The 23956-nt window shown below is 67.2% G+C and carries 23 protein-coding genes and 1 pseudogene; 9 read left to right on the forward strand and 15 right to left on the reverse strand.

The genetic code is table 11. The features are described 5' to 3' along the window. Positions 1 to 64: 64 nt before the first annotated feature. From BKK79_RS01885 to BKK79_RS01905, 5 genes are all read right to left on the reverse strand, one after another. Positions 65 to 1660, reverse strand: coding sequence for a TolC family protein (locus tag BKK79_RS01885; protein ID WP_071036945.1), 1596 nt, complete (start codon positions 1658 to 1660; stop codon positions 65 to 67). Then, positions 1647 to 3707 (reverse strand): FUSC family protein, encoded by a 2061-nt coding sequence (locus BKK79_RS01890; RefSeq protein WP_071036946.1) that lies wholly within the window; start codon positions 3705 to 3707, stop codon positions 1647 to 1649. The genes BKK79_RS01885 and BKK79_RS01890 overlap by 14 nt, the downstream gene beginning before the upstream one ends. Then, positions 3688 to 4737, reverse strand: coding sequence for a multidrug transporter subunit MdtN (gene mdtN / locus BKK79_RS01895; protein ID WP_071036947.1), 1050 nt, complete (start codon positions 4735 to 4737; stop codon positions 3688 to 3690). The genes BKK79_RS01890 and mdtN overlap by 20 nt, the downstream gene beginning before the upstream one ends. Beyond that, positions 4734 to 5030, reverse strand: a complete 297-nt coding sequence (locus tag BKK79_RS01900) for a hypothetical protein (protein WP_071036948.1) — start codon at positions 5028 to 5030, stop codon at positions 4734 to 4736. Before BKK79_RS01900 ends, mdtN begins: the two co-directional genes overlap by 4 nt. A 420-nt stretch (positions 5031 to 5450) precedes the next feature. Then, the gene (locus tag BKK79_RS01905) at positions 5451 to 5906 is read right to left on the reverse strand and encodes a CBS domain-containing protein (RefSeq protein ID WP_071012719.1); all 456 of its coding nucleotides are present in this window, start codon (positions 5904 to 5906) and stop codon (positions 5451 to 5453) included. 328 nt (positions 5907 to 6234) lie between these two features. On the opposite strand from BKK79_RS01905, the pseudogene BKK79_RS41420 reads away from it, so the two are divergent. From BKK79_RS41420 to BKK79_RS01915, 3 genes and pseudogenes are all read left to right on the forward strand, one after another. Then, a pseudogene (locus BKK79_RS41420) lies at positions 6235 to 6428 on the forward strand (hypothetical protein); the annotation flags it as partial. Positions 6429 to 6450: 22 nt separating this feature from the next. Then, entirely contained in the window at positions 6451 to 7275 is an 825-nt protein-coding gene (locus BKK79_RS01910) for an MlaD family protein (protein ID WP_071012716.1), read from the forward strand. Beyond that, complete coding sequence (locus BKK79_RS01915) at positions 7272 to 7877, forward strand: ABC-type transport auxiliary lipoprotein family protein (RefSeq protein ID WP_071012714.1); 606 nt, start codon at positions 7272 to 7274, stop codon at positions 7875 to 7877. The genes BKK79_RS01910 and BKK79_RS01915 overlap by 4 nt, the downstream gene beginning before the upstream one ends. A gap of 17 nt (positions 7878 to 7894) precedes the next feature. Here the strand turns inward: BKK79_RS01915 and BKK79_RS42240 are convergent, their stop codons facing one another. After that, positions 7895 to 9115 (reverse strand): cytochrome b, encoded by a 1221-nt coding sequence (locus tag BKK79_RS42240; protein ID WP_442873241.1) that lies wholly within the window; start codon positions 9113 to 9115, stop codon positions 7895 to 7897. Between the two features lie 423 nt (positions 9116 to 9538). Here BKK79_RS42240 and BKK79_RS01930 point away from each other — a divergent pair, with 423 nt between their 5' ends. The 6 genes from BKK79_RS01930 to BKK79_RS01955 all read left to right on the forward strand — a co-directional run bounded on the left by BKK79_RS01930 (position 9539) and on the right by BKK79_RS01955 (position 13869). Further along, positions 9539 to 10753 (forward strand): chromate transporter, encoded by a 1215-nt coding sequence (locus tag BKK79_RS01930; RefSeq protein WP_071036950.1) that lies wholly within the window; start codon positions 9539 to 9541, stop codon positions 10751 to 10753. 18 nt (positions 10754 to 10771) lie between these two features. Next, positions 10772 to 11122: a hypothetical protein gene (locus BKK79_RS01935; protein WP_071036951.1), complete on the forward strand. Its 351-nt coding sequence runs from the start codon at positions 10772 to 10774 to the stop codon at positions 11120 to 11122. Beyond that, positions 11119 to 11580 (forward strand): chromate resistance protein ChrB domain-containing protein, encoded by a 462-nt coding sequence (locus BKK79_RS01940; RefSeq protein ID WP_071012704.1) that lies wholly within the window; start codon positions 11119 to 11121, stop codon positions 11578 to 11580. Before BKK79_RS01935 ends, BKK79_RS01940 begins: the two co-directional genes overlap by 4 nt. A 21-nt stretch (positions 11581 to 11601) precedes the next feature. Further along, positions 11602 to 12228, forward strand: coding sequence for a LamG domain-containing protein (locus tag BKK79_RS01945; protein ID WP_071036952.1), 627 nt, complete (start codon positions 11602 to 11604; stop codon positions 12226 to 12228). 71 nt (positions 12229 to 12299) lie between these two features. Then, positions 12300 to 12605 carry a hypothetical protein gene (locus BKK79_RS01950; protein ID WP_071036953.1) on the forward strand — a complete coding sequence of 102 codons (306 nt, stop codon included), beginning with the start codon at positions 12300 to 12302 and terminating at the stop codon, positions 12603 to 12605. A 1-nt stretch (position 12606) separates the two neighbouring features. Beyond that, complete coding sequence (locus tag BKK79_RS01955) at positions 12607 to 13869, forward strand: MFS transporter (protein ID WP_071036954.1); 1263 nt, start codon at positions 12607 to 12609, stop codon at positions 13867 to 13869. Between the two features lie 28 nt (positions 13870 to 13897). On the opposite strand, the gene ssuD is transcribed toward BKK79_RS01955, so the two are convergent. From ssuD to BKK79_RS02000, 9 genes are all read right to left on the reverse strand, one after another. Next, the gene (gene ssuD / locus BKK79_RS01960; protein WP_071012699.1) at positions 13898 to 15022 is read right to left on the reverse strand and encodes an FMNH2-dependent alkanesulfonate monooxygenase; all 1125 of its coding nucleotides are present in this window, start codon (positions 15020 to 15022) and stop codon (positions 13898 to 13900) included. Next, positions 15019 to 16158 (reverse strand): sigma-54 interaction domain-containing protein, encoded by a 1140-nt coding sequence (locus BKK79_RS01965; RefSeq protein WP_071036955.1) that lies wholly within the window; start codon positions 16156 to 16158, stop codon positions 15019 to 15021. Before BKK79_RS01965 ends, ssuD begins: the two co-directional genes overlap by 4 nt. 12 nt (positions 16159 to 16170) lie before the next feature. Further along, entirely contained in the window at positions 16171 to 17352 is a 1182-nt protein-coding gene (locus BKK79_RS01970) for an acyl-CoA dehydrogenase family protein (protein WP_071036956.1), read from the reverse strand. 71 nt (positions 17353 to 17423) lie between these two features. Continuing rightward, positions 17424 to 18194 (reverse strand): ABC transporter ATP-binding protein, encoded by a 771-nt coding sequence (locus BKK79_RS01975; protein WP_071036957.1) that lies wholly within the window; start codon positions 18192 to 18194, stop codon positions 17424 to 17426. Positions 18195 to 18205: 11 nt separating this feature from the next. Beyond that, positions 18206 to 19492, reverse strand: coding sequence for an acyl-CoA dehydrogenase family protein (locus tag BKK79_RS01980; RefSeq protein ID WP_071012692.1), 1287 nt, complete (start codon positions 19490 to 19492; stop codon positions 18206 to 18208). Positions 19493 to 19561: 69 nt separating this feature from the next. Further along, positions 19562 to 20893: an ABC transporter substrate-binding protein gene (locus BKK79_RS01985; protein WP_071012691.1), complete on the reverse strand. Its 1332-nt coding sequence runs from the start codon at positions 20891 to 20893 to the stop codon at positions 19562 to 19564. Between the two features lie 64 nt (positions 20894 to 20957). Further along, a complete protein-coding gene (locus BKK79_RS01990; protein WP_071036958.1) occupies positions 20958 to 22031 on the reverse strand; it encodes a branched-chain amino acid ABC transporter permease in 1074 nt (357 codons plus the stop codon). 3 nt (positions 22032 to 22034) lie between these two features. Then, positions 22035 to 22931 (reverse strand): branched-chain amino acid ABC transporter permease, encoded by an 897-nt coding sequence (locus BKK79_RS01995; RefSeq protein ID WP_071012687.1) that lies wholly within the window; start codon positions 22929 to 22931, stop codon positions 22035 to 22037. Then, positions 22931 to 23911, reverse strand: a complete 981-nt coding sequence (locus BKK79_RS02000; RefSeq protein ID WP_232346255.1) for an ABC transporter ATP-binding protein — start codon at positions 23909 to 23911, stop codon at positions 22931 to 22933. The genes BKK79_RS01995 and BKK79_RS02000 overlap by 1 nt, the downstream gene beginning before the upstream one ends. Positions 23912 to 23956 lie beyond the last annotated feature (45 nt).

Consider the following 23956-nt stretch of genomic DNA (forward strand, 5'->3'; position numbering starts at 1 on the left):
TTCGCGCACCATCGTCTGTCTTCTCTTCCAGCTTTTCTTCCAGCCGCGGTTCCATCCGCTGCGTCTACCGCTCGGTGCCGTTGCCGCCGCCGAGGGAACCCGTCGCCAGGGCCAGTGTGGCCGCGGCCGCCAGCGCGCCGCTGTACGCGTCGGCGGCCGCGTTCCTGGCCAGCAGCAACTGGTTCTGGGCCAGCAGCGCGTCCGTGATGGTACCGACGCCGCGCCGGTAGGCAGCGAAGGCGGCCTCGTAGGTGGTCTGGGCCGCCGCCGCTAGTGCCGTGGCGGCTTCCTGCGCAGCCAGGCTGCTTTCCAGCGCGTTCTGGCTGACCACGATCTGGCGTACCGCTTCCTGCCTGGCTTGCGTGAGCCGGTCCGACGCGCTCTCGGCATCGTTGCGCGCCCGCGCCAGCACGGCCGCGCGCAGGCCGCCGTCGTAGAGGGGAATGGTGACGCCGAGGAAGACGCTGCCGCCGTAGCGGCTGCCGTTCAGGTTGACGGTCGGCGCCTGCTGCCCGACCGACGGGATCGCCGTGATGGCCGCGCCGCCCGAAGCGTAGGAAGTGTTGGCGGAGAGAAACACCTTGGGCAGGAACTCGGCCTCGGCCGCTTTCACCTTGGCCTGGCTCGCCCTTTCCAGCGCGTAGGCGCCCAGCACGTCCGGCCGGCTGGCCATGGCGTTCTCCACCACCTGCTCCACCGAGCGGCGCAGGGACGGTGGCAGCGGCCGCGCGGGAAGCTGCGCGATCTTCGGCCGGGACAAGGGCGAGATGCCGATCGCCGATACCAGTCCCAGGTGGGTATCGCTCTGCGCGCCTTCCGCCTGGACCTGCGCGAGCCTGGCCTGGGCGCGGTTCTGGGTCGCCTGCGCGACCTCGAGCACGGTGCCGATGCCCTGGCGGTAGCGCGCCTGCGCGGCGTCCAGCACGGCGTCGGCATTCTGCCAGGCCTGCTGCGCGGTACTGGCACGCACACGGGCGGCCTGGTAGGCATAGAAGGCCAGGCTGACCTCGTGGATGATGCGCTGGTGGGCCGCGGTGAACGCGATATTGCTTGCCACCGATGCCTGCTCGGCGGCTTCGACCAGGCCGCCGCGCTCGCCGAAATCGAACAGCAGCCATTGCAGCGACAGCACCGAGACGGCGCCATGCGTCGAGGTACCGGACGACAGCGGCCCGAGCGCGGTGGAGACGGTGCCATGCCCCGACTGGTAGCCCCCCAGGGCACTGGCCGAGATCTGCGGCAGGTAGGCGCTCTTGGCGATGCCGGCGGCCAGGGCCGCGTTGCGCGCATCGTTCCAGGCGATCCGCGTCGACGGATGGCTCGATTCCGCCAGGTCGATCAGCTCGGGCAGGGTGTAGGCGTGCGCCGGGTCCAGCGCTGCCGCCGGCGGCACATTGGCCAGCGCGGTATTGGCAGGCAATGTATAGGGTGCCGCGGCAGGCAGCCTGGTCGCCTCGCCCATGCCTGCTTCAGGCCGTTCCGGAGCCCGCCCCGGCGCGCCAGCGACGATCTCGCCCGCGGCGGTCGTTTCGGGCTCCCATGGACGGTCGGGCCGCGGCGGCGCCAGTTCCAGCGCGGTGGTCGCGCACCCGCCCAGGCACGCGCCGGCGCTGGCGACGGCGAAGGCCAGCGAGGCCGCGGAAAAGCTAAGTCGGCGCATGAATCGGCGATTCCCTCGGGTCATCCGGTGCGGGCGCAGGCGCGACCGCCGTCAGTCGTTGATCGATCAAGGCCAGCAGGCTCGCGCGGAGGCCATCGTCGGACCGCGCGCCGGAGGCCATCGTCGTGGCGCCGGCTTCCAACGGCGGCGCACCGCGGCTGTGTCCGGCCGCGCGCCGCAGTCGCTCGACGGCGCCGGCATCGCCCGGCCAGCGTACTGCCAGCAAGGCCAGCGGCCCGGCCACGGCCTCGGCCCGTGCCAGGGCGAGGCGGCGCTCGGCAAGCCAGGCGGATGCCGGGCGGATCCCCGCCGGCTCGTAGCGCGCCAGCGCGATGTGCTCGCCGAGCTGGCCTTGCCGGGCCAGCAGGCCCGCCACGACGGCGCCGCGCGGCTCCGGTCCGGCGCCGCCAAGCAGGCGTTCCCACTGCCGCCACAGTTCATCCAGCGCAGCGTCGATGGAGGCCGCGATGCTGACCGGCCAGAGACGGGTGAACACCAGGTAGACGGCGAGGTTGCCCACCAGTATCCCGATGACGCGGTCGCGCGCGATGGTGAGGTCGAAGCCGGGCGCGGCGCCCTGCAGCACGCACAGGAAGAAGGCGAAGGCGATCTGGAAGCCTGCGTAGGCGATGCGCGGCGAGCCCTCCGCCACCCAGGCCGACAGCCAGGCGCCGGCGAAGACCAGGGCGATGAGCCCGCCGATAGAAGTCAGCGCCGGGGTGACGAAGACCAGGGCGGCGGTGCCGAACACCGCGCCGACGGCGCAGCCGGCAATGCGCAGCGTCAGCTTCTCCACGGTCTCGGCGGTGGTGCCGAGCGACACCACATAGCAGGTGATGAAGCAGGTGTGGATGCCCGGCCAGTCGAGCTGCGCGTACAGCAGGTAGCAGAACATGGCGGCGGCGGTCGTCTTCAGCGCGTAACGCACGTGCACGGGATTGGTGAAGGCGTCCGGCAGCAGGAAACCTCCCTTCCTGGCGGAACCGGCGCCGGCCTTGCTGCCTCCCTCAGCCGCAGTGGTGGGCACGGGCACGGGCATCGGTGCCGGCGCGGCGAAACCGACCATGGCCTGCTGCAGTTCGACCGCCACGGCACGTGCCAGCGGCGGCAGGCCGGCGACCGCCGCGGGCGCCAGCGGCGGCTCGATCTCCACCGGATAGCCGCCGGCATGGAGCATCGCGGCCATGGCTTCGAGGCTATCGGCAAGCGCAGCGGCAATGGCTGCGGGAAGGCGTGCCGCCGGCTCGCGGCCGGCCAGTTGCGCGGCCAGCAGGATGGTCGTGGTCGAGGCCAGGACCTGGTGCAGCGCGGCTGCGTCAGCCGGCGTGACGCTGCCCTCCAGCCTGGCCAGTTTCAACCAGCCGGCCACCGGTTCGAGTCCTTCCCGCAGGCAGGCCTGCAGCGCCGGCGCCGTGGACGCCGGCGCACGAAGCTCGTCCGCCGCCAGGCGCAGGCCCGCCGCCAGCCGCCGGCCGGCCAGGCGACGCGGGGAGGGCGCCATCAGCAGATTGATCGCGACATTGGCGCCGATCGGGATGGCGACCATCAGCCAGGCATAGAGCAGCGCCCGCGTGGCCGCTTCGCCGACCGGCGCCAGGCCGAGTTGATCGAGCCCGAAGCCGACGATCATGGCCAGGATCGCGCCGACCGGCCGCAACTTGCTGGCCGAGGTCAGGAACAGCAGGCCGGCCGACAGCACGGTCATCCACATCACCCGCCACAACGGCCAGTCGATGCTGGCCATGGCAACCAGCAGCACCAGCCCGATCACCAGCGAAATCAGTACCAGCGCCCCGATGCTCATCACCACGCTGCTGGTGCGGTCGGCCCGGTTGAGGAAGAACACGAGGTAGGCGGAGATTGCCGCCTCGGGGGTTCCGTACAGGGACGTCACCAGCACGGTCAGCGCAGCGGCCGCGGCCACGCGCGTGGTGAGCTCCAGCCGGCCCGGCAGGGGGCCGAGCAGGCGCAGGATGCCCGCCGCGCCGGGGCCGGCGGGGCCCGCCGGATCAACCGGTGCCGCCGGTTCAGCGGCAGGCCGCGCCATGCCGGATCTCGACCGTTGCGCTGGCGCCGACCCGCACCAGCGGTTCCGGCGGTGCCTCCAGCTTGATGCGGACAGGGAAACGCTTGGCCACGCGGACCCAGTTCACCGACGGCTGCACATAGGGCAGGGAACGCGGCAGGCTCACGCGGTCGGTATCGAGCACGCCCGCGCCGATGCCGGTCACGGTACCGCGCAGTGCCCGGCCGCGATCGATCATCGAGTAGACCGTTGCGCAATCGCCTGCATGGATGTCGGCGAGCGCGGTCTCGCGGATATTCGCCACCGCGAACCATTCGCCGGTATGCACCAGCACGAACAGCGACTGGTTGGGCGCGATCACCTCGCCGGTCAGCACGGCCAGGCCGGTGACGCGGCCGGCATGCGGCGCGCGCACCAGGGTGTCGTCCAGCGCCCGCTGCGCGATGGCCAGCGCCGCTTCGCGCGCATGGACCGTGGCGATGGCGCCGGCTTCGTCGCCCACCGCCTGGGCCGTGGCAGCCTGCTGGACGGTGGCCTGCTTGAGGGAGATTGCCGCGTCGCGCTGCGCCACCTGTGCCTGGTCGAGCTGCTGGGTGGGGACATAGCCGTCCGCCGCCAACGGCCGCAGGCGCTCCACCGTGCGTGCCGTCAAGGCATAGTTCTGTGCCGCCCGGCTCGCCTGTTGCGACGCCACCGAAGCCGAAGCCCGTTCGCTGGTGATGGTGCGCCGCCGCGTGCCCAGCGCCGCTTGCGCCAGTTCCAGGTCGGCGCGCGCTTGCGCCAGCGCCAGCCGGTAGGGCACGGGGTCGATCTCGAACAGCGGATCACCCGCTGCCACCTGCTGGTTCTCGCTCACCCAGATCCGTGCGATGCGCCCGCCCACCGGCGACGCCACATGCACCACGTCCGCATCGATCGTCGCATCATCGGAGGCAGGGTAGCGCTGCGCCCGGAAATAAACGAAGGCCGCCAGCAAGGCGGCCAGCGCGACGACGATCACCGCCACCCACTTTCCGCCTAGCGAAGGCTTGCGCATGCCGGCCATCTTCATAGGATCTGTCCTGTCCCGAGCATCCAGACCACCAGCGCCACGATGACGCCGACCGAGGTATTCACCAGCAGTGGGAACGGCACCGCCGCTGCGAAGCCGGCACGCACCGACAGGCGGTAGGCCAGCACGGCGCCGGCGATGCCGACCAGGGCGCTCAACAGCCAGAGCGGGAAATAGGCGCCGAACAACTCGAAGGCGGGCGCGCCGCGCAAGGCGCAGCCAGGCAGCAGCAGTCCCGGCAGGGACAGGGTTACCACCCTGACTGCGGAACGCGGAATCGGTCTATCTGACATGTCGCGGCTCCCTGGCGAAACGACCGCCGGCCGGGCGCGGCCGCGGTGGAACGGCTGACGATCGGGGTCAGGCTGGGGTGGGGGGCGATGAGCAGGGAGGAGGGGGCGGGCGTCCGCCGGCATGGTGGCGTCGCATCGCCGTCGGCACGCGCACCGCGCGGCCGCCAGGGGCCGGGGCTGCGACAGCAAGCCTGAAGGAGACGTTCACTTGGCGCGCCGAAGGCGCAGGATGCCGGCCGGGATGGATCATGGATCGCTCGCCTTCCTGCCACGGGATCTGGCTAAGTGGAGGCAATATAACAGTTGCGTCTTAGCCCTGTCCAAGAATTTACCTAGAGCACCGGAATCCCCAAATGGGGTGCCCGAATTGCCCGGCCCGCCCCATCCCGTCCCTGGCGACCGTCATCCGAAGGACCGGCATCATCGCTGTGCCGCCTCCTGCCGGCCGCCACCGCCGGCCGTCCTGGCATCGTTTTCGGCCGCCAGCGCCCGCAGGACATCCCGCCAGCTGACGATGCCGACCGGGCGGAACAACTCGTCCACGATGGGAATGCATGAGATCTGGTGCGTCAGGAACAAAGCGATGGCATCCGCAATTCCGGCTTCCGGCCGCAAGGTCACCGGCTGGCGCGACATGATCTGGTGCACGCGCTTGTTGAGCGTATTGAGATCCCGCGCCGATTCGACCGTACTGCCGATAAACGGGCTCATGGCCCGCAGCAGGTCGCGGTCCGACACCACACCATGCAGGCGGTCGCCCTCGACGACCAGCAGGTGGTGGAACTTCGCCTCGTCGAAAATATGCTTGACCGTCGCCAGGGTGTCGTCGAATCCGATGGTGACGACTCTTTTCGACATGATGCTATCGATGCTCACTGCTGCCTCCGTTTCCTTGCTCCGTTCTGGCTCGCGCAGCGCTCTCACGGGCGCGAAGCGGCTGATCACCCACGACGCCGTCGTTGCACGTGGATATCGGTGGCACTGCGGGATTCTTGAGCGGTCCGAAGGGGGATGCGCCTTGGGCCAAGAGGAAACGTCGGATGGCAGGGCAAGCCGGAAGTCCAGCAGCCGTTGCACGTCCCGCAGGCGGGGATTCGAACTCAGCCGGATGTCTGTGCAGGTGTGCGGCGCAGAAACGTGGTCCTTGGTCTGCGCGTTCCCCTCGAGCGCTCCGCAGACCCATCGGATAGCGCCATAACCTAAGATTAATCAAGACAATGATTGCCTTCGCGGGTTGCTGGGGCTGGCGCTTGCACCCAATGGCGATCTGGTGACGGCGAGCGGCGACGCGATCCCCCCGAGTTCGCAGCATCCGAGCGAAATCATCGAGTTCTCGCCCGATGGGGTTTCATCGCGGCGATGCAGGTCGACCCGACGCCCGGCTCCGCTTTCGGCCTGGGCAAGCCCGGAGGACTTCGCAATGACAATCGGCATCGACACAAAGGCAAGGCTCCTGTTCGCGGCCTGCCTGCTTGCTTCGACGATCGCCGGGGCAATCTGGTACTCGCTGTCTCTCGATCAATACGCGACCTACCACGTCTATACGCGAGAGCCGGTCTCGGGGCTCATGGCTCAGGCACCGGTCGAGTTCCACGGCATCGAAGTGGGCAAGGTCAAAAGCGTACGTCTCGTCAACGCGCAGATGGTGGACATCCTGCTGAGCATTGACAAGACCGCTCCGGTGAATGGGGCTACGGTAGCTACGATTACTTCCCGCGGGCTGGCAACACGGGGATTCACCGGCTACGTTTTTATTGCACTCGAGAACATTGGTATCGATTCCGGGCAGTTGGCCCCACGGCCCGGTGACCGCTATCCCGCGATTCCGGCGGCGCCTTCGAAACTCGTGACGCTCGACACGGCCATCAGCCAGGTCAACGACAATTTCCAGGCCGTTACCGCCTTGCTCACCTCGATTCTCGACAAACCGACCGTCGCGTCGCTGAAGCAATCCGCCGAAAGCCTGCAGAAAATCACTCAGGCCATGGCGGAAGACACGAGAAAGCTGGATACCATCGTGGCCAATACGGAGCGCGCCAGTCAGCGGTTTGCGCCACTCATGGAATCGACCGACGAATCGCTGAGGGCACTTCAGACCCAGGTGCTCCCCGAATCCTACAGGGTGCTGGCCGACCTTGATAACCTGTCGACTTCCCTCACTGCCGTCGCGAACAAGATCAACCGGGACCCATCAGTTCTGATCCGCGGCACCGCAACACAGCGCGGACCGGGGGAGAAGCCATGATGGTCGCCATGAGAATCGGCGCGTTGTGCATTGGTATTGTTTCACTTACAGGCTGCACATTGATGGCACCGGTCGAGGTCGAGACGAAGAAATATGCGCTGACTACGATCCCGACCGAGATTCCTACCGCAAGGACACATGCGGCGACACTGTTGGTTCTGGTTCCGGTGAGTGCGCCGGCCTACGCCACGCCGCGCATGGCTTATACGGCCCGGAAGTATCAGATCGACTACTTCAGTCAGAACGAATGGATTGACACACCCGCGCAGATGATGCTGCCGCTGATCGTAGAGACATTGCGGCGCACGCACTATTTCAGCGCGGTTCTCGCGCCTCCCTACTTTGGTCGGCAGACATTCTCGCTTCGCACCGAACTCATCGAACTGCAGCAGGATTTCACGTCGGATCAGGCTGTAGTGCGGTTCAAGGTACATGTCGATCTCAGGCTGGCTACGACGGACCGGTCGATCGCGGAGAGGGAGATCTCGGTACAGGAACGACTCGGCGAAAGGAATCCTTACGCGGGAGTTGTAGCAGCCAACGTGGCCGCTGGGCGAGTGTTGCAGGAACTCTCCAGGTTCGTGATCGAGAATGCCCATTAGAAGTCCATTGCCGGACTCTACGGCAACATTCTGCGCAAGGTGTCATCCCTGAAGACGAAGTGATGGCGCAGGGCGGCACCCATGTGGATGGCGAACAAGAGAATAAGCACGTATCCCAGCCACTTGTGGACGCCGATGAGCAGGGAAAACAAATGGTCGCTGCGATGAATGAAGTCGGGCAGCGTAAAGAGGCCGAGAAACGATACCGGAATGGCGGCGGCGGACGACATGAGCCAGCCCGTCATGGGCAAGGCGAACATCAGGCCATAGAAGCAAAGATGAACAAAGCGGGCGGCGATCATTTGCCAATCCGGCAGATGTCCGACCGGTTTTGGCAGTACCTGGGTGACACGCCAGCACAAACGCAAAGCGAACAGAACGAAAGCCAGCACTCCGAATTGCTTGTGGTAGAGAATCAGCGTGATTTTTCTGGTGTTGAAGCCGACATCCGGTAGCGAGACCATGTAAAGCCCCAGTCCCGCAAGCCCGACCAGAAGGAGGGCCATCGACCAGTGGAGCAGGATCGCGACAACGCCGTAATGGTCTTCGCTGTTTTCGATCGGGATCATCTCTTGCGCTCTCCGTTCACCCATCTGGTCCTGTGCCCGAGCGTCATCCCCGCGACGCCGGCGGGCTCCGCCAGCCTGACGCTGGTGCAGGACCGGCAGCGATCGCTGAACCCACCTGAAGTCCGTTCGCCCGGCAGATGGCCCGCTCGGGTATTTCAGCGGAAGTACCAGCGCACTGCCGCGCTGATGAGACTGCTTTCCTCCGTGGCCGCGGAACCTGGTTTCTTCGATCATTCTTGACCATGCGAGGACAATGTGACATCTGTAATCGAACAATGCCAGCCCGAACCCACCGCCATTGCGGGTATTGCCCACGCCACCTGGGCAGGTGAGGCCCACGGCCTGGCGCAACTGTCCGTGTGGCGGCAGTCGCTGGCACCTGGGGCCGGAACGCCGCCGCATCTGCACCATTGCGACGAGGCAGTGATCTGCCTGGGAGGCGAAGGCGAGCTCCACACCGAAGGGAGACAGCAACGCTTCGGGGCCCGCAGCATCCTCATCCTGCCGCGAGGCCGTGTGCACCAGATCTTCAACATCGGCACGGAGCCCTTGGAAGTACTGGGAATGTTCGGCCAGTCGCCCGTGCCGACCCGACAGCCCGATGGCGAACCTCTGCCCTTGCCCTGGCGCAGTTGAGGCCCCGGGCGCATCGCCTGCTGCCGTGGACATCCGCGCAAGCCGCGTGGCCGCCGTGATCGCCCATGGTCACGGCGCGTCCTCTACCCAGACCTCGGGCTTTTGCCCCAAGGTCTTCGGCATAAATGACCGCGGCAAGGCCATCGGGACGTAGTGACCGCGATCTTCGGCATACCCGGGCCGACGCGCCTGCGCCATTCCAAGCAACGCAGGCCCGCCAGCCGATTGTAGCGATCGCTACAGCATTGCAGCGGCCGATACGGCAGCCTAAGCTGCCGTCATGGCTACCAAGCTCAACTCCAGGTTCCTGCTGGTTGTCGGCCTGCCGACAGCAACGGCGAAGCGATCGCGACCGCGACCGCGTCGCTTGCACCTGGCTGATCCGGCGGTTCATCGCCCCCTTCTCTGCACAATTCTCCGGTAGTCGGAAGTCAAGCCAAGGCAATCGAAAAGACCATGAACTCGTCCCAACAGATCGAGAATCCCCCACCGGGTTTGCCGGGCTCAACCCAAGAATCCCCGGACTACACGCTGTGGCAGATCGTGCTGTACTTCCTGCGGCTCGGCACCTTTGGCTTCGGCGGCCCGGTGGCGCTGGCCGGCTACATGCACCGCGACCTGGTGGACGCACGCCGGTGGATCACCGACGGCGACTACAAGGAAGGCCTCGCGCTGGCACAATTGGCGCCCGGTCCGCTGGCCGCGCAACTGGCCATCTACCTCGGTTACGTGCATTACCGCATCCTGGGGGCAACGCTGGTCGGCATCGCCTTTGTGCTGCCGTCGTTCTTGATGGTGGTGGCGCTCGGTTGGGCCTATGTCCGCTTCGGCGGACTGACCTGGATGCAGTCGGTGTTCTATGGCGTGGGCGCCGCCGTGATCGGCATCATCGCCATCAGCGCCTACAAGCTCACCAAGAAGAGCGTGGGCAAGGACAAGTTGCTCTGGGCCGTCTACCTCGTGCTCGCGGCCGTGACCGTGATCACCGAGTCGGAAGTGGCGTGGCTGTTCCTGGCCGGCGGCGTCCTGGTGTGGTTCTGGCGTGCGCCCCCCAAATGGTTGCGCCAGGGCAAGGTCAACGCGCTGGCGGCAACGCCTCTGCCGGCGGCAAGCGGCGTGCTGAGCACGATCGACTGGCCGCTGCTGTCGCAGATCGGTGTGTTCTTCGCCAAGGCTGGCGCCTTCGTGTTCGGCTCGGGCCTGGCCATCGTTCCTTTTCTCTACGGCGGCGTGGTGACCGAGCACCACTGGCTGAACGACAAGCAGTTCGTCGACGCGGTGGCCGTCGCCATGATCACACCTGGGCCGGTGGTCATCACGGTCGGATTCATCGGCTACCTGGTCGCCGGCCTGCCGGGTGCCTGCGTGGCGGCCGCTGGAACCTTCCTGCCGTGCTACCTGTTCACCATCCTGCCGGCACCGTACTTCAAGAAGTACGGCAAGCTGCCCGCGATCCTGGCCTTCGTCGACGGGGTCACGGCTGCGGCCGTCGGCGCCATCACCGGCGCGGTGATCGTGCTGGCCAAGCGCTCCATTGTCGATATTCCGACCGTACTGCTGGCTCTGGTCACTGTCGCGTTGCTGCTGAAATTCAAGAAGCTGTCAGAACCCGTAATCGTCGTCGGCGCCGCCTTGATTGGTCTGGCGGCATATCCGCTGCTGCATCACTGAATCGAGCGGGGTGAGCCCATGATCCACCCGATGAAGCCGCGCGCATGCGATCCGTCGAGGCTGTCCGGCTTGTCGGAGAAGCTGATCGTCAGCGAGGACGAGAAGAGCGATGGCGGAGCCGCAGAGTGCTTGAACGCGATCACGGCGCTCATCGCTGTGCCGGACCTGGTGGCCGCTCCGGTCTTCGTTCCCAATGGCCGGAAGCGAGAAGGGCCGATTGCGATGGATTCCATGATCCAGCACGAGGTCTGCTGCGCGGCAAGGCTGGATGGGGCAGGGATCGCAGCGGTGTACCGCAAGGGCGGCATCGAACCATGGATCGCGGAGCTTCACCCCACGACCAGCAAACCATCGCGGAGCTCATCATGAAATGGATTACCCGGGAACGCCCAAAGATTGACCGGATTGCCTGTCCGTGGCTGATCGCACGGTTCATTGACGAGCGACCCGAATTTCTCTACGTGCCGGCCGGCGAGGTCCTGCGATCTGCCGGCGAGACCGGTGCGATCCCGTACGACATCCCGGGCGTCGAGTTGTCCCACGTCGGCGAGCTGTGCAGCTTCGACGCCTTTCTCAGCAAATATGACCTGGGTCGTGACGCCGCGCTGCAGCAACTGGCCAGCATCGTGCGCGGTGCAGACACCTCGCGACTGGACCTGACGCCGCAGTCAAGCGGGCTCTATGCCATGTCACTTGGGCTGTCGCATATCTTCGCGGATGACCATGAGATGCTGGAGCACGGCATGGTGATGTACGACGCGCTCTATGCCTGGTGCCAGAACTGCCAGGCGGAGACGCATCGGTGGCCACCCAAGATGCCGGGGTGACGGCGTAACGGTGCGCGCGCCATGAAACGGAACCTGCTGATTCCACTGCTGCTCTTGAGGCTGATGCCCGCAACGGGGGAGACCTTGATGTTCAATCATGAGAAGCCGGGAGCAACGCCTTCTGGATGGCTGTCTGGCGTCACCGGTCGTGGCGCACCGAAATGGACCATTGAGCCGGACCCGACCCTGCCGAACGGTGGCAACGTCCTCAAGCAGTCGGGTTCGGGGGATTTCCCCTGGTGTGTGAAACAGGGGACTTCGATTGCCGATGGCTATGTGGAAGTGAAATTCAAGCCAGTCGCTGGCCATGAGGACCAGGCTGGTGGTGTCGTCTGGCGCTGGAAAGACGGCAACGACTACTACGTTGCGCGAGCGAACGCGCTGGAGAACAACGTCTCCCTGTATTACACGACGGGCGGACGCAGGCACACGATCCAGTATCAGAGCACACCAGTGGCCGCACAGGTCTGGCACACGTTGCGCGTGGAGTTCGAGGGAAACCACATTCAAGTCTCCCTGGACGGCACGCGCCGGATCGACGTGACCGATGAGCACATCAGTGGGGCGGGTGCCGTTGGCGTATGGACCAAGGCCGACAGCGTAACGGTCTTCGACGCGTTCTCGTTCGGGTCGAGTTCTGCCCGGTAACGGCCAGGTAACGGCCAGGTAACGGCCAGGAGGCACGGAATCCATGCCCCCATCTGAGATCGGAGCTTGCCATGTCTGCCCGCACGCCAAGACTCGCTACCACGCTTCTTCTCAGCGCCTTGAGCCTTGCCATGTCCGACTGCAAGTGGCATCCGTCGGGACCGCGAACGCACGAAGCCGTTGACATGGAACAGGTTCCGGCGCCGGTGCGAGCGGCCATCGAGAGACAAGCAGGAGCGCGCTCCGTTGGCGAGATCGAGAAACAGACGGCAAATGGGAGAACTCGCCATGAAGTCACGCTCGGGTCGAGCGCTGGCCGCGCGACGATTCTGATCGACGAAGATGGCAGGCAAGTCGCCGCCGCCGCCGAGGACTGAGATGCGGTACCAACGGCATGAGGCTTCAACGGTGGGTGGAAATGCTGGCCGTTTCGCCCGCCTGGTGTTGCCTCCGGGGGTCGATGCCAGCGCCCGGTTCCTGCTCCTCGGGCGAGCGCTGCGTGGTATCTGCGACGGATTCATTGCCGTGCTGCTGCCGGCCTATCTGCTCGGCCTCGGCTTTGCCCAACTGGCCGTCGGATTGATCAGCAGCGCCACCCTGATCGGCTCAGCGCTGGCGACCATCCTGGTCGGATTGCTCGGCAACCGCTTCCCGCAACGCCGCCTGCTGATTCTGGCCGCCGTCCTGATGGCCGCGACGGGGGCGAGCTTTGCCGGACTGTCCACCCTCTGGCCGCTGCTGATCGTTGCCTTCGTTGGCACGCTGAACCCGAGTTCAGGCGATGTGAGCTTGTTTCTGCCGCTCGAGCAGGCACGCCTGGCGGAGGCCGCGGCGCCCGATGCGCGCACCGCGCTGTTTGCCCGCTACAGCCTGATCGGCGCCTTCTCTGCCGCCGTCGGGGCGTTGGCTGCAGCGCTGCCCAGCTGGCTGTCGATGCGGCTTGGCTTGCCATTTCTCGCAGCCATGCGTGCCATGTTCGCCATCTATGCGCTGGCTGGCATCGCGCTCTGGGTACTCTACTCGCGCCTTCCGGAGCCGCATCCACAGGCAACGTCGGCAGCAACCCCGCTGGGGCCGTCGCGTCCGATCGTGGTCCGCCTGGCATTGCTGTTCAGCGTGGATGCGTTTGCCGGCGGCCTGGTGGTCAATTCGCTGCTGTCGCTGTGGCTGATGCAGCGTTTTGGCCTATCGCTCGCCGCAGCCGGCCAGTTCTTCTTCGCGGCCGGACTGCTGACGACCGCCTCTCAGCTTGCCGCCGTGCCGTTGTCCCGCAGGATCGGCCTGCTGAACACGATGGTATTCACACATATTCCTTCCAGCCTCTTCCTGATCGCTGCGGCATTCTCCCCCTCGCTGACGCTAACGCTGGCGCTGTTGCTCGGGAGAAGCGCGCTATCGCAGATGGACGTGCCAACGCGGACTGCTTATGTGATGGCGGTGGTGACGCCACCCGAGCGCACCGCCGCGGCGAGCCTGACCGCCGTCCCGCGAAGCCTGGCTGCAGCGATCAGCCCCACGCTTGCGGGCGCCTTGCTGGCGATGGGATGGGCAAGCGCGCCACTGCTCGCCTGCGGCGTGCTGAAGATCGCCTATGACCTGGCGATTCTGGTCGTTTTCCGACGCATCAAGCCACTGAACTGAAGGTTCGGCTGCCTCCCGGGGGTAACGACTACCGCGTAGCGCGGCTGTCAAAGGCACCCCCGGTCATGACCTGGTCGCGCAGCGTCACCGGCTGCTTGCCTGGCAGCAGGGGGAACACCAGTTCGGCGAAGCGGATGGCTTCCTCCAGGTGCGGGTAGCCGGACAGCACAAAGGTATCGACCCCGATGTCCACGTACTCCTTGAGCCGGGCGGCCACTTCTTGCGGGTCGCCGACCAGGGCGGTGCCCGCGCCACCGCGCACCAGCCCGACGCCTGCCCACAGGTTCGGACCGACCACCAGCCGGTCGCGCCGTCCGCCGTGCAGCGCGGCCATGCGGGCCTGGCCGATCGAGTCCATGCCAGCGTAGTTGCGTTGCGCGGCGGCGATGTCCTCGTCGGTCAGGTGGCTGATGAGCCGGTCGGCGTCGGCCCAGGCCTCGGCGCTGGATTCGCGCACGATCACATGCAGGCGCACGCCGAAGCGCAGCGCGCGCCCTTGCCGCGCGGCACGCCGGCGCACGTCGGCAATCTTCTCGGCCACTGCTGCCGGCGGCTCGCCCCAGGTCAGGTAGGTGTCGACGTGCCTCGCCGCCAGCTCGTGCGCGGCCGGGGATGAACCACCGAAGTACAGCGGTGGATAGGGCTGCGTGGTGGGCGCGTGATAGTTCCGCGCGCCGCGCACCTTGAGATGCTTGCCATCGAAATCCACAGTCTCGCCTTGCAGCAGCCGGCGCCAGATGGTCAGGAACTCGTCGCCGGCCTCGTAGCGCGTGTCGTGGTCATAGAACACCCCATCGGCCGCCAGCTCGGTGGCGTCGCCGCCGGGCACCACGTTCAGCAGTAGCCGGCCCGCGCCCAGCGCCTGGTCCAGCGAGGCAGCCTGGCGTGCCGAGGCGGTCGGATTGCCTAGCGAGGTGCGCAGCGCCACCAGCAGCTTGATGCGGCGCGTGACAGGTACCAGGCTGGCGGCCGTCACCCATGGATCCAGGCAGAAGCTGCCGGTCGGGATCAGCAGCCCGTCGTAGCCGAGGTCTTCCGCGGTGGTGGCGATCTGGCGCAGGTAGGCGTTCGTCGGTGCGCGGCCGAAGCCGGACTTGCCGAGGTAGCGGGTATCGCCCGAGGTGGGCAGGAACCAGAAGATATCGAGAGTCATGGCAGGTCGTTGGTGTTGTCGTCGTCGTATTCGGCTGGCCGGCGCGGCGCGCCGACCTCGCCCAGCCGGATCAGGCGCGCACGCACGATGTTGCGGCTGACGCCGAGCAGGCGCGCGGTTTCGCTCTGGCTGTAGTGGCAGTAGCGGAAGACCTCGCGGAAGAGCGCGTCTTCCACCACCTGGTGCAGGTTCGGCACGCTCGCGTCGCACAGCCGGCGCACCGCTTGCTGCAGCGGCTCGGCCTCGCCGCTGTTCGCGGGTGTCGGTACCGCTCCCGGCGCCACGCCGCCGGCGGCACCCGCGCGCGGAGCGGGCGGAGTGCAGGGTGGGCGCTGCGACAGCCGCAGGCTGGCCGCATCGATGTGGTCGCCCTCGCATTGCAGCAACGTGCGATGGATGACGTTCTCCAGCTCGCGCACATTGCCGTTCCAGGGCGCCTCGACCAGCAGGCGTTCGGCCTCCGGTGCCAGGGCCAGGCGCGGATAGCCCAGGCGCCGGCTGTAGAGGTCGATGAAGTAGCGCGCCAGCGGCACGATATCGCCAGGCCGCTCCTTCAGCGTCAGCACGTTCAGGTTGACGACGTTCAGCCGGTAGTAGAGATCTTTGCGGAAGCGCTTCTCGCGCACCAGTTCCTCCAGGTCCACCGTGGAAGCTGCGATGAAGCGCAGGTCGACCGGGATCGGCTTGCGCCCGCCCAGGCGGATGACCTCGCGCTCCTGCAGCACACGCAGCAGCTTGTTCTGCACGGGCAGCGGCAGGTCGTTGACCTCGTCCAGGAAGATAGTGCCGCCGTCGGCCTGCTCGAACCAGCCGGCCTGCGAGCCGAAGGCGCCGGCGAAAGCACCGTTCTCGTGGCCGAACAGCTCGGCGTCGACCAGCGATTCGGAGAAGGCGCCGCAGCTCACCACGAGAAAGGGACCGGTACTGCGCGCGCTGCGGCTGTGCAGGTGGCGCGCGATGAGTTCCTTGCCGGTGCCGGTCTCGCCGGTGATCAGTACGCTGGCATCGCTCGGCGCGACCTGCTCGACCTCGGCGAGCAATGCCTTGGAGCGCGCGTCAGCGAAGATCCATTCGAGAGCGGGGCTTTCGGGCGGCGCCGCGGCGAGCGGCGGCGGCCAGACGGGGAGGGTCGCCATGCGTGCAGCCTCTCAGGAGTAGAAGGAAGGCGCCGGCAGCTCGCCGTTGAGCGCCCAGTCGCCCAGCTCGCGCAGCTTGTAGTCGACGGGGTCGTGCAGCGTCTGCACGCGCAGGTTGCGCCAGAAGCGGTCGAGCCGCAGCGCGCCATGCGTGGCCCGCGCACCGGTGGTCTCGAACAGGCGGCTCGCCACGTCCAGGCCGGCGCGGGTCGATGCCACCTTGGCGGTGGCCACCGCCACCGCCACGCGGCCCCGCCCTGTGGCATCGAGCGTTTCCCCGTGCCGCCAGGCTTCGTCGAACAATGCTGCCGCGTGTCGCGCCAGCAGGCGCGCGCCTTCCAAGGCGACGTGGAACTCGCCGTAGTGGGCCAGCGTGTAGGGATCCTGGCTGGCGTGCTCGGCCGGCGAGCGATGCCAGGGGCGGGCTTCATGCAGCGTATAGCGGCGCGCCTCGGCCAGTGCGCCTTCTCCCAGACCCAGGAACAGATGCACGAACATCAGTTGTGCTAGCAGTGGCCGCAGTGCCGAAAACGGCGTCGACAGAGGCCCGGGTTCGCGCAGCAGCTCGCTGTCTTCGACCCGCACCTTCTCGAACAGTGCGCTGCCGCTGTCGGTCTGGCGCTGCCCGAAGCAGTTCCAGTCGCCATTGATGGTGATGCCCGCACGCGCGGTCGGGACCGCGGCGATCAGCAGCTTGCGGCTGTGCTCTTCCAGACCCGAGGCGATCAGCATCTCCGAGTCGAGCGCGCCCGAACAGAAGCTTTTCTTGCCGGAGAATTCGAACCAGTGGTCGTACTGGCGCACGATGGTGCGGTCGTCGAGCGGATTGAGCGCGTTGCCCCAGAACCAGTTCTTGCGGGCAGTCTGCTCGAACCAGGGCTGCCACTGGTCGGGCCGTGCGAACAGGCGCACGGTGGCGAGCATCAGGTGGTGGAAGCCGTAGACATGGGCGATGGAGCTATCGACCCGGGCGAACTGCCGCACCGTATCCAGTGTTTCCGCCCAGTCGGCGCCCTGGCCGCCGTAGTCTTTCGGGATCGCCAGCGACAGCAGGCCGCTGCGCCGCAGCGCGTCGCGCTCGGCCTTGGGCGTGCCGCCCACGGCATCGCGCTCGACGGCGCTCTCGGCGAACTGGCGGGCAAGCGCGTTGACTTCGGGACGGGTGGAGTCGTCGGGGTGGTCAAGCAAGGACATGATCGGTTCTGTCGTGGATGTCGGAGTTGTCGATGTGATCGGTGGCGCGGTGGCCGTTGCCGCCGTTGCAGCTAGGCGGCGGCCGGCGCGGCGACCTCGCCGCCGAAGTAGAAGTGCCGGATATCCTCGCGCCCGCGCAGTGCGTGCGCGGTTCCGCTCAGCACGGTGTGGCCTGCCTCGACCACGGTGGCGTTGTCGGCATAGCGCAGCGCCACGGTCGAGTTCTGTTCCGCTACCAGGATGCTCAGGCCCTCGCTCTGGTTCAGGCGCCGCAGTCGCTGGAAGATGTCCTGCACGACTTTGGGCGCCAGTCCCATCGATGGCTCGTCCAGCACCAGCAGGCGGGGGCGCGCCAGCAGCGCGCGGCCGATCGCCGTCATCTGCTGCTCGCCGCCGGAGGTCAGCCCGGCCGGGCTGCGGCGCCGTTCCTTCAGGCGGGGAAAGATGGCGTACACCTTTTCCAGTCCCTGCTCGATCTCGGCGCGGCGCGCATCGCGCCCCAGCGCACCGGTGACGAGGTTTTCCTCGACCGTGAGGCTGGGAAAGCAGTGCCGTCCCTCCAGCACCGGCACGAGGCCCAGCCTCACCAGTTGCGCCGGCGTGGCACGGGTCACGTCATGGCCGTCGAAGACGATGCGGCCAGCCGTGATTCGCCCGCGCTCGGCCGGCAGCAAGTTGGAGACAGCCTTGAGCGTGGTCGACTTGCCGGCGCCGTTGGCGCCCAGCAGTGCGTGGATCTCGCCGCGCCGCACGTTCAGGCTGACGTCGTGCAGCGCCACGATGGTGCCCTGGTAAGCGGCCTCGACACGTTCAACACGCAGTAGTGCGGTGGGCTCGGTCATCGCAGCGCCTCTCAGGCCGGTCGGGACTGCGTCGCCGGCTGCGCGGCGCCGGCCGGTGCGTTGGCCGCGGCATGGCCCGGTCCGGCGCCGATCTGCCAGACGTAGGGCGGCTCGGTACCGTTGACATGCCAGTCGCCGATGATGCGTGCCTTGTAGATGATCGGGTTGTGCGAGGCGACCGTGCGCGCATTGCGCCAGTGCCGGTCGAGTGCCTTGCCGGTGCTGGTGGCCGATGCGCTGAGCGCGTTGAAGAACTGCGTGGCCGCGCGCAGTACCAGGTCCGAGACCACCACCTGGCCCTGGGCCGATTCCAGCTCCGCCGCGATATTGGCTTGCCGTTCCTCGGCCTCATCGCCACCCCAATGCGCGTCGTAGGCACGCTGCGCGGCGAAGGCGGCCCGCAGCGCGGTGGCCTCCGCCGCGTAGGCGGCCGCCGACACCTCGCCCACCACCTGCTGCACCTGTACATCCTGCGCCACCGCAGGCGCATTGCCGGTGCTGAAGATGCGCTTGCGCTCGCGTACCTGCTGCGCCACGTCGCGGGTGATGGCCCGCGCGATGCCCGCCAGCGTGGCGAGATGGAACAGTTGGTAGAAGGCGGTCTGGTACTTGAAGCGCGAGCTGAACGGGAAGACGTTCTCGGGGTCCACTTCCGCGTCTTCGTAGACCGAGGTGCCGCTGCCGGTGGTGCGCTGGCCGAAGCCGTCCCAATCGTCATGATGCGTGACGCCTGGCTGGCGGGCGCGCACGGCAGCGATCACGTCGGCGTTGTCGCCGTCGCGGCGCGCATAGAGATCGATCCAGTCGGCGAAGATGCTGCCGGTGCTGTAGTACTTGCGCCCGTTGACCACCCAGCGTCCCTCCTTGCGCGAGACACGCGTGATGACTTCGCCGATGGCCACCTCACCAACTTCGGTCCAGGCGTTGCCGGCGAGGTCACCGTCGGCGAAGCGGCGCAGCCAGACCTCGGTGGCGGCATCCCGCGGCGCGTTGAGGCGGTCTTCGACGAAAGCGAAATGGCCGCGCAGCGCTTGCACGATATTGGAGTCGGCTTCGGCCAGCTCGATCAGCAGCTGGAACAGCTGCGGCAGCGTTGCTCCGTCGCCACCATACGCCTTTGGCACGCGCACTGCGCCGAAGCGCGCCTGCTTGAGCCAGCCGATCGCGTCGGCGCCGAGCCTGCGCTCCTGCTCGCGCTCCGACGCGCTGGCGCGGATACGCTCGAAGATGGGCCGGTACCTGGTGGCGATGGCCTCATACTCCGGGCCGAGGAAAGAGATCTGCTGTGCCTGCGTCATATGTCGCTCCGTGATGAGTCGAATGGAATCCGGTCCGCCGCTTCTGCGGCGATTGCCGCTGCTGCACGTTCAGTCGTCGATGCTCTTGCGCACCTTGAGGTTTTTCTCCCTGGCATACTCGAGCGCGGACTTCTCGATGATCGGGCGCAGCAGCTTCCAGTCCGGCGCGATCCAGTCGGACACCACGTTCCATTTGCTGCCGTCCCACTGCTGGAAAGCCACGCGGCCATCGCCCTCATGGTTATCCCAGGTCACGTTGATCGAGTGGAACAGCCCCTTGGCGCCCAGTGCGGCGGCCCGCGCCTGGTCGATCTTCAGGTTCTCGAAGCCCCAGCGCACCTCATCGCCGGTCAGCGCACGCTTGCCGAACCTGGCCTGTGCGATGCGGATCGCTTCCACATTGAGGATGCCGTTGAGCACGCCCAGGTTGTGGTACACGCTGCCGATGCGCTTGCGATCCTGCAGGTTTCCCTTGCCGTTGTCGTAGAGGGTCCTGGTGATCTCCTGCAGCACCGGGTACTGCGCGCCAGCCGCGACAGTGGTGATGGCGGTGTAGCCCTTGGCGGCGTCGCCGGCCGGAATCACGTCCTCCTCGGAGTTGGACCACACATTGCCGATGATGTGGCTGGCCGGAAAGCCGGTTTTCTGCGCGGTCTTGAGCGCCACCGGATTCATCACGCCCCAGCCGCGCAGCACCACGTAGTCCGGCTTCGCGCGGCGGATCGCCAGCCACTGCGATTGCTGTTCGTTGCCGGGATGGGGTACCTCGATCTGCTGCAGCGTGAAGCCATACTTCTTTGCCAGCAGTTCGTAGATGGGAATGGTCTCCTTGCCGTACGGCGAGCCGTGGTAGAGCACCACGATCTTCTTGCCCTTGAGCTTGTCGGTGCCGCCTTCCTTACTGGCGATGTAGTTGACGATGCCGGAAGTCTCGCTGTACGGGTTCAGCAGCAGCGGGAAGACATACTTGAAGACGCCCCCGTCTGTGGTGTCGGTACGTCCGTGGTTGATGGTGATCAGCGGTACCTTGTCTGCGCTCACGCGATCCAGCAGCGCGTAGGCGATGCCGACCGACAGCGGGTTCCAAGCCGCGATGCCGGGACGATTCTTGAGCCGCTCATAGACCTCGACACCGCGTTCCACCTCGTACTGGGTCTCGCCTTCTTCCCAGGTCAGCTTGACACCGCCGACGCCGCCGTCGCGCAGGTTGACCAGGTTCAGGTAGTCGATGAAGCCGCCGAAGAATCCCGTGCCACCGGCTGCATACGGGCCGACGCGATAGCTCTGCAGTGGGAAGAACTGTTCCGGCTGGGCCGCGGTGGCGTTGTGCGCGAACTGTGCCGCGCCGAGCGCGAGCGCTCCGGCGACCAGCGCGGTGTGGAAACTGCGAGTGATGGACATAGGGTCGGAACTCCTGGAAGGATCATGCAAGGCGGAAAGCGGGGAACGGGGACCGATGAGTGGTTCAGGCGGGTGGTGTGGCGGCCTTGGGGCGCGCACCGAGACGGCCGAAGCGCTGCAGCGCGTCCTGGCACAGCGCGGCCAGGCCGCGCGGCTCTGCGATCAGGAAGGCGACGATCAGCGTGCCGAGCACGACGCGCTGGCAAAGGTCGAGCACACCGGAGTCGAACCAGGCGCCGAACAGAAGCGTGCCCAGGCGCGACAGCAGAAGTGGGAACACCACCATCAGCGCGGCGCCAAGGAAGGCGCCGCGCAGTGTGCCGAGACCACCGATGATGATGATGAACAGGATCTGGAAGGAGCGGTCGAGGTTGAAGCCGGCCGGTTCCACTGTGCGCAGGTAGACGAAGCCCCAAAGCACGCCAGCCACGCCGATCACGAACGACGACACGGCGAAGGCCAGCAGCTTGGTACGCAGCACCGGCACCCCGGTTACGCGCGCGGCCAGCTCGTGGTCACGGATCGCGACGAAGTGGTGCCCGGTCGGGGTGTGCACCAGGCGCCAGACCAGTGCCGTCAACGCCGTGACGATGCCCAGTGCGAACAGGTAGCGCCGCAGCGGCGTGTCGAACACCCAGTTGCCCACCGCAAGCGCCGGCGCATCGATCACGCCTGAGGCACTGTCATTGCTGAACCAGCCGAACTTGGTCAGTGCCCATTGCACGAAGAACTGTGCCGCCAGCGTCGACACCGCCAGGTAGAAACCGCGCAGGCGCAGGCTGGGCAAGCCGAACACGACACCGATCGCGGTGGCGCTCAGCCCGCCCAGCGCGATGCTGGCCAGCAGCGGCAGGCCGGGCACGCGCAGGTTGAAGTTGTAGGCGGCGAAGGCGCCTACCGCCATGAAGGCGGCCGAGCCGAGCGAAAGCTGGCCGGCATAGCCGGTCAGCAGGTTCAGCCCCACCGCGGCAAGCGCCAGCGCCAGGAAGGGGATGAGGATGGCGTCGAACCAGTAGTCGGTCGCCAGTAGCGGTACCAGCAGGTAGGCCACCGCCAGCCACAGCAGCGGTTCGAGCCAGCGCGACCGGCGGCGTGCGGCGGTCTGTGCCGCAGCGGAGGCATGGACGAGTGTGTTCATGGCTCAGGCCCTCTCCACCAGCCGTTGGCCGAACAGCCCGCCCGGCTTCACCAGCAACAGGATCAACGCCGCCGCGTACGCGAACCAGCTCTCGATGCCGCCGCCGACGAAGGGGCCCAGGTACACTTCGGCCAGCTTCTCCAGCGCACCGACGATCAGGCCGCCGACGATGGCACCCAGGATGGAGTCGAAGCCACCCAGGACCAGTACCGGCAAGGCCTTGAGCACTACCAGCGACAGCGAGAACTGCACCCCCAGGCGTGCGCCCCACAGCAGGCCCGCCACCAGTGCGATCACGCCTGCGGCGGCCCACACCGTGGCCCAGATGCGCGGCAGGCGCAAGCCCACCGCAAGGGCCGCGAAGGTATCGTCGGCCACGGCGCGGAAGGCAAGCCCGACGCGCGTATAGCGGAAGAAGACGGACAGCAAGGCGACCATCAGCGCCGCGACGGCGGCCGCGAACAGGTCGAAGCGGGAGATCATCACGCCGCCGAGCTCCAGCGGCTGGTCGGGGATGCCTAGATCGAGCTGGTGGACCTGCGTGCCCCAGGCGAGCTGGGCAACGCCTTCGATCACGTAGGACAGCCCAAGGGTCGCCATGAACAGGGTGATCGGGGGCTGATTGACCAGCGGGCGCAGCACCGTGCGCTCGATCGCCAGGCCCAGCAGCAGCATCAGGGCCAGTGTCAATCCGAGCGCGAGCGCGAACGGCACGCCGCGCTCGAGCAGGCTGACGAAGCTCAGCGCCGCGAACAGCAGTTGCGCGCCCTGGGCAAAGTTCAGCACGCCGGACGTCTTGTAGATCAGCACGAAGCCGATCGCGACCAGCGAGTACATCACGCCCGACAACAGGCCACCGATCAGCACCTCGGCGCAGAAGGCAAGGTCGAAGCCGTCCATCATGCCCTCCCTGCCGGTGCCGGCACGGCGGCGAGGCTGTCCTCGTCGTCGCTCTCGTCGTCGTTGCCGTCGTGTGCCACGCCCAGGTAGGCATCGATCACGGCCGGGTCGTCGCGCACCTCGGCCGGTGTGCCGTCGGCGATCTTGCGGCCGTAGTCGAGCACCGCGACGCGGTCGGACAGGCCCAGTACGATGCCGATGTCGTGCTCGATCAGCACGATGGTGGTGCCCCAGCGATCACGGATGGCGCGAACCAACTGCGCCGTCTGCGCTTTCTCGCTGACGGTCATGCCGGCCAGCGGTTCGTCGAGGAGCAGCAGGCGCGGCTGCGCCACCAGCGCCCGCGCGAGTTCCACCCGCTTCTGCAGGCCATAGGGCAGGGTGCCGGCCAGTCGCTCCTGTACCTCGGCCAGTTGCAGGAAATCGATCACCTCCGCGGCGCTCGCGTGTGCCGCGGCTTGCTCGCGGCGGGCCCGGCCCAGTCCGGCAAGCTGCTCCACCACCGTGGCATGCTCGTGGGCCACCCACCCGAGGGCGACGTTGTCGCGCACGCTCAGCCCGCGGAACAGCGCCAGGTTCTGGAAGGTACGCGCCACGCCGAGGCGGGCCAGCCGCGCCGTCGGCACCCGGGAGAAAGCGTGCCCGCCCAGTTGCACGCGGCCTCGGTCGGGCCGGTACAGGCCGCTGATCACGTTGACGAGGGAACTCTTGCCGGCGCCGTTCGGGCCGATGATGGCGCGGATCTCACCCGGCCGCACCGTCAGGTCGACACCGCGCAGGGCGTGGATGCCGCCGAAGGACAGGTCGATGCGGTCGAGCCGCAGCGCCGCCGGCAGCGTGGCGCTGCGGGCATCGGCGCCGATGCCGCCGGCGCCTGCCGCGCAGGCGGCCTGCGATGACAGCGCGGCGGCCGCGGCGGCGTCGGCCTGCCGCTGTGCCCAGGCCGGGTCACCCTGGAGTTCGAGCATGGATCGGGACATGGTATCGCCTGCAATGAACGGGCAGCACGCGTCCGCGCGCCCGTA

The organism is Cupriavidus sp. USMAA2-4 (assembly GCF_001854305.1).
GTDB classification, from domain to species: Bacteria; Pseudomonadota; Gammaproteobacteria; order Burkholderiales; family Burkholderiaceae; genus Cupriavidus; species Cupriavidus malaysiensis.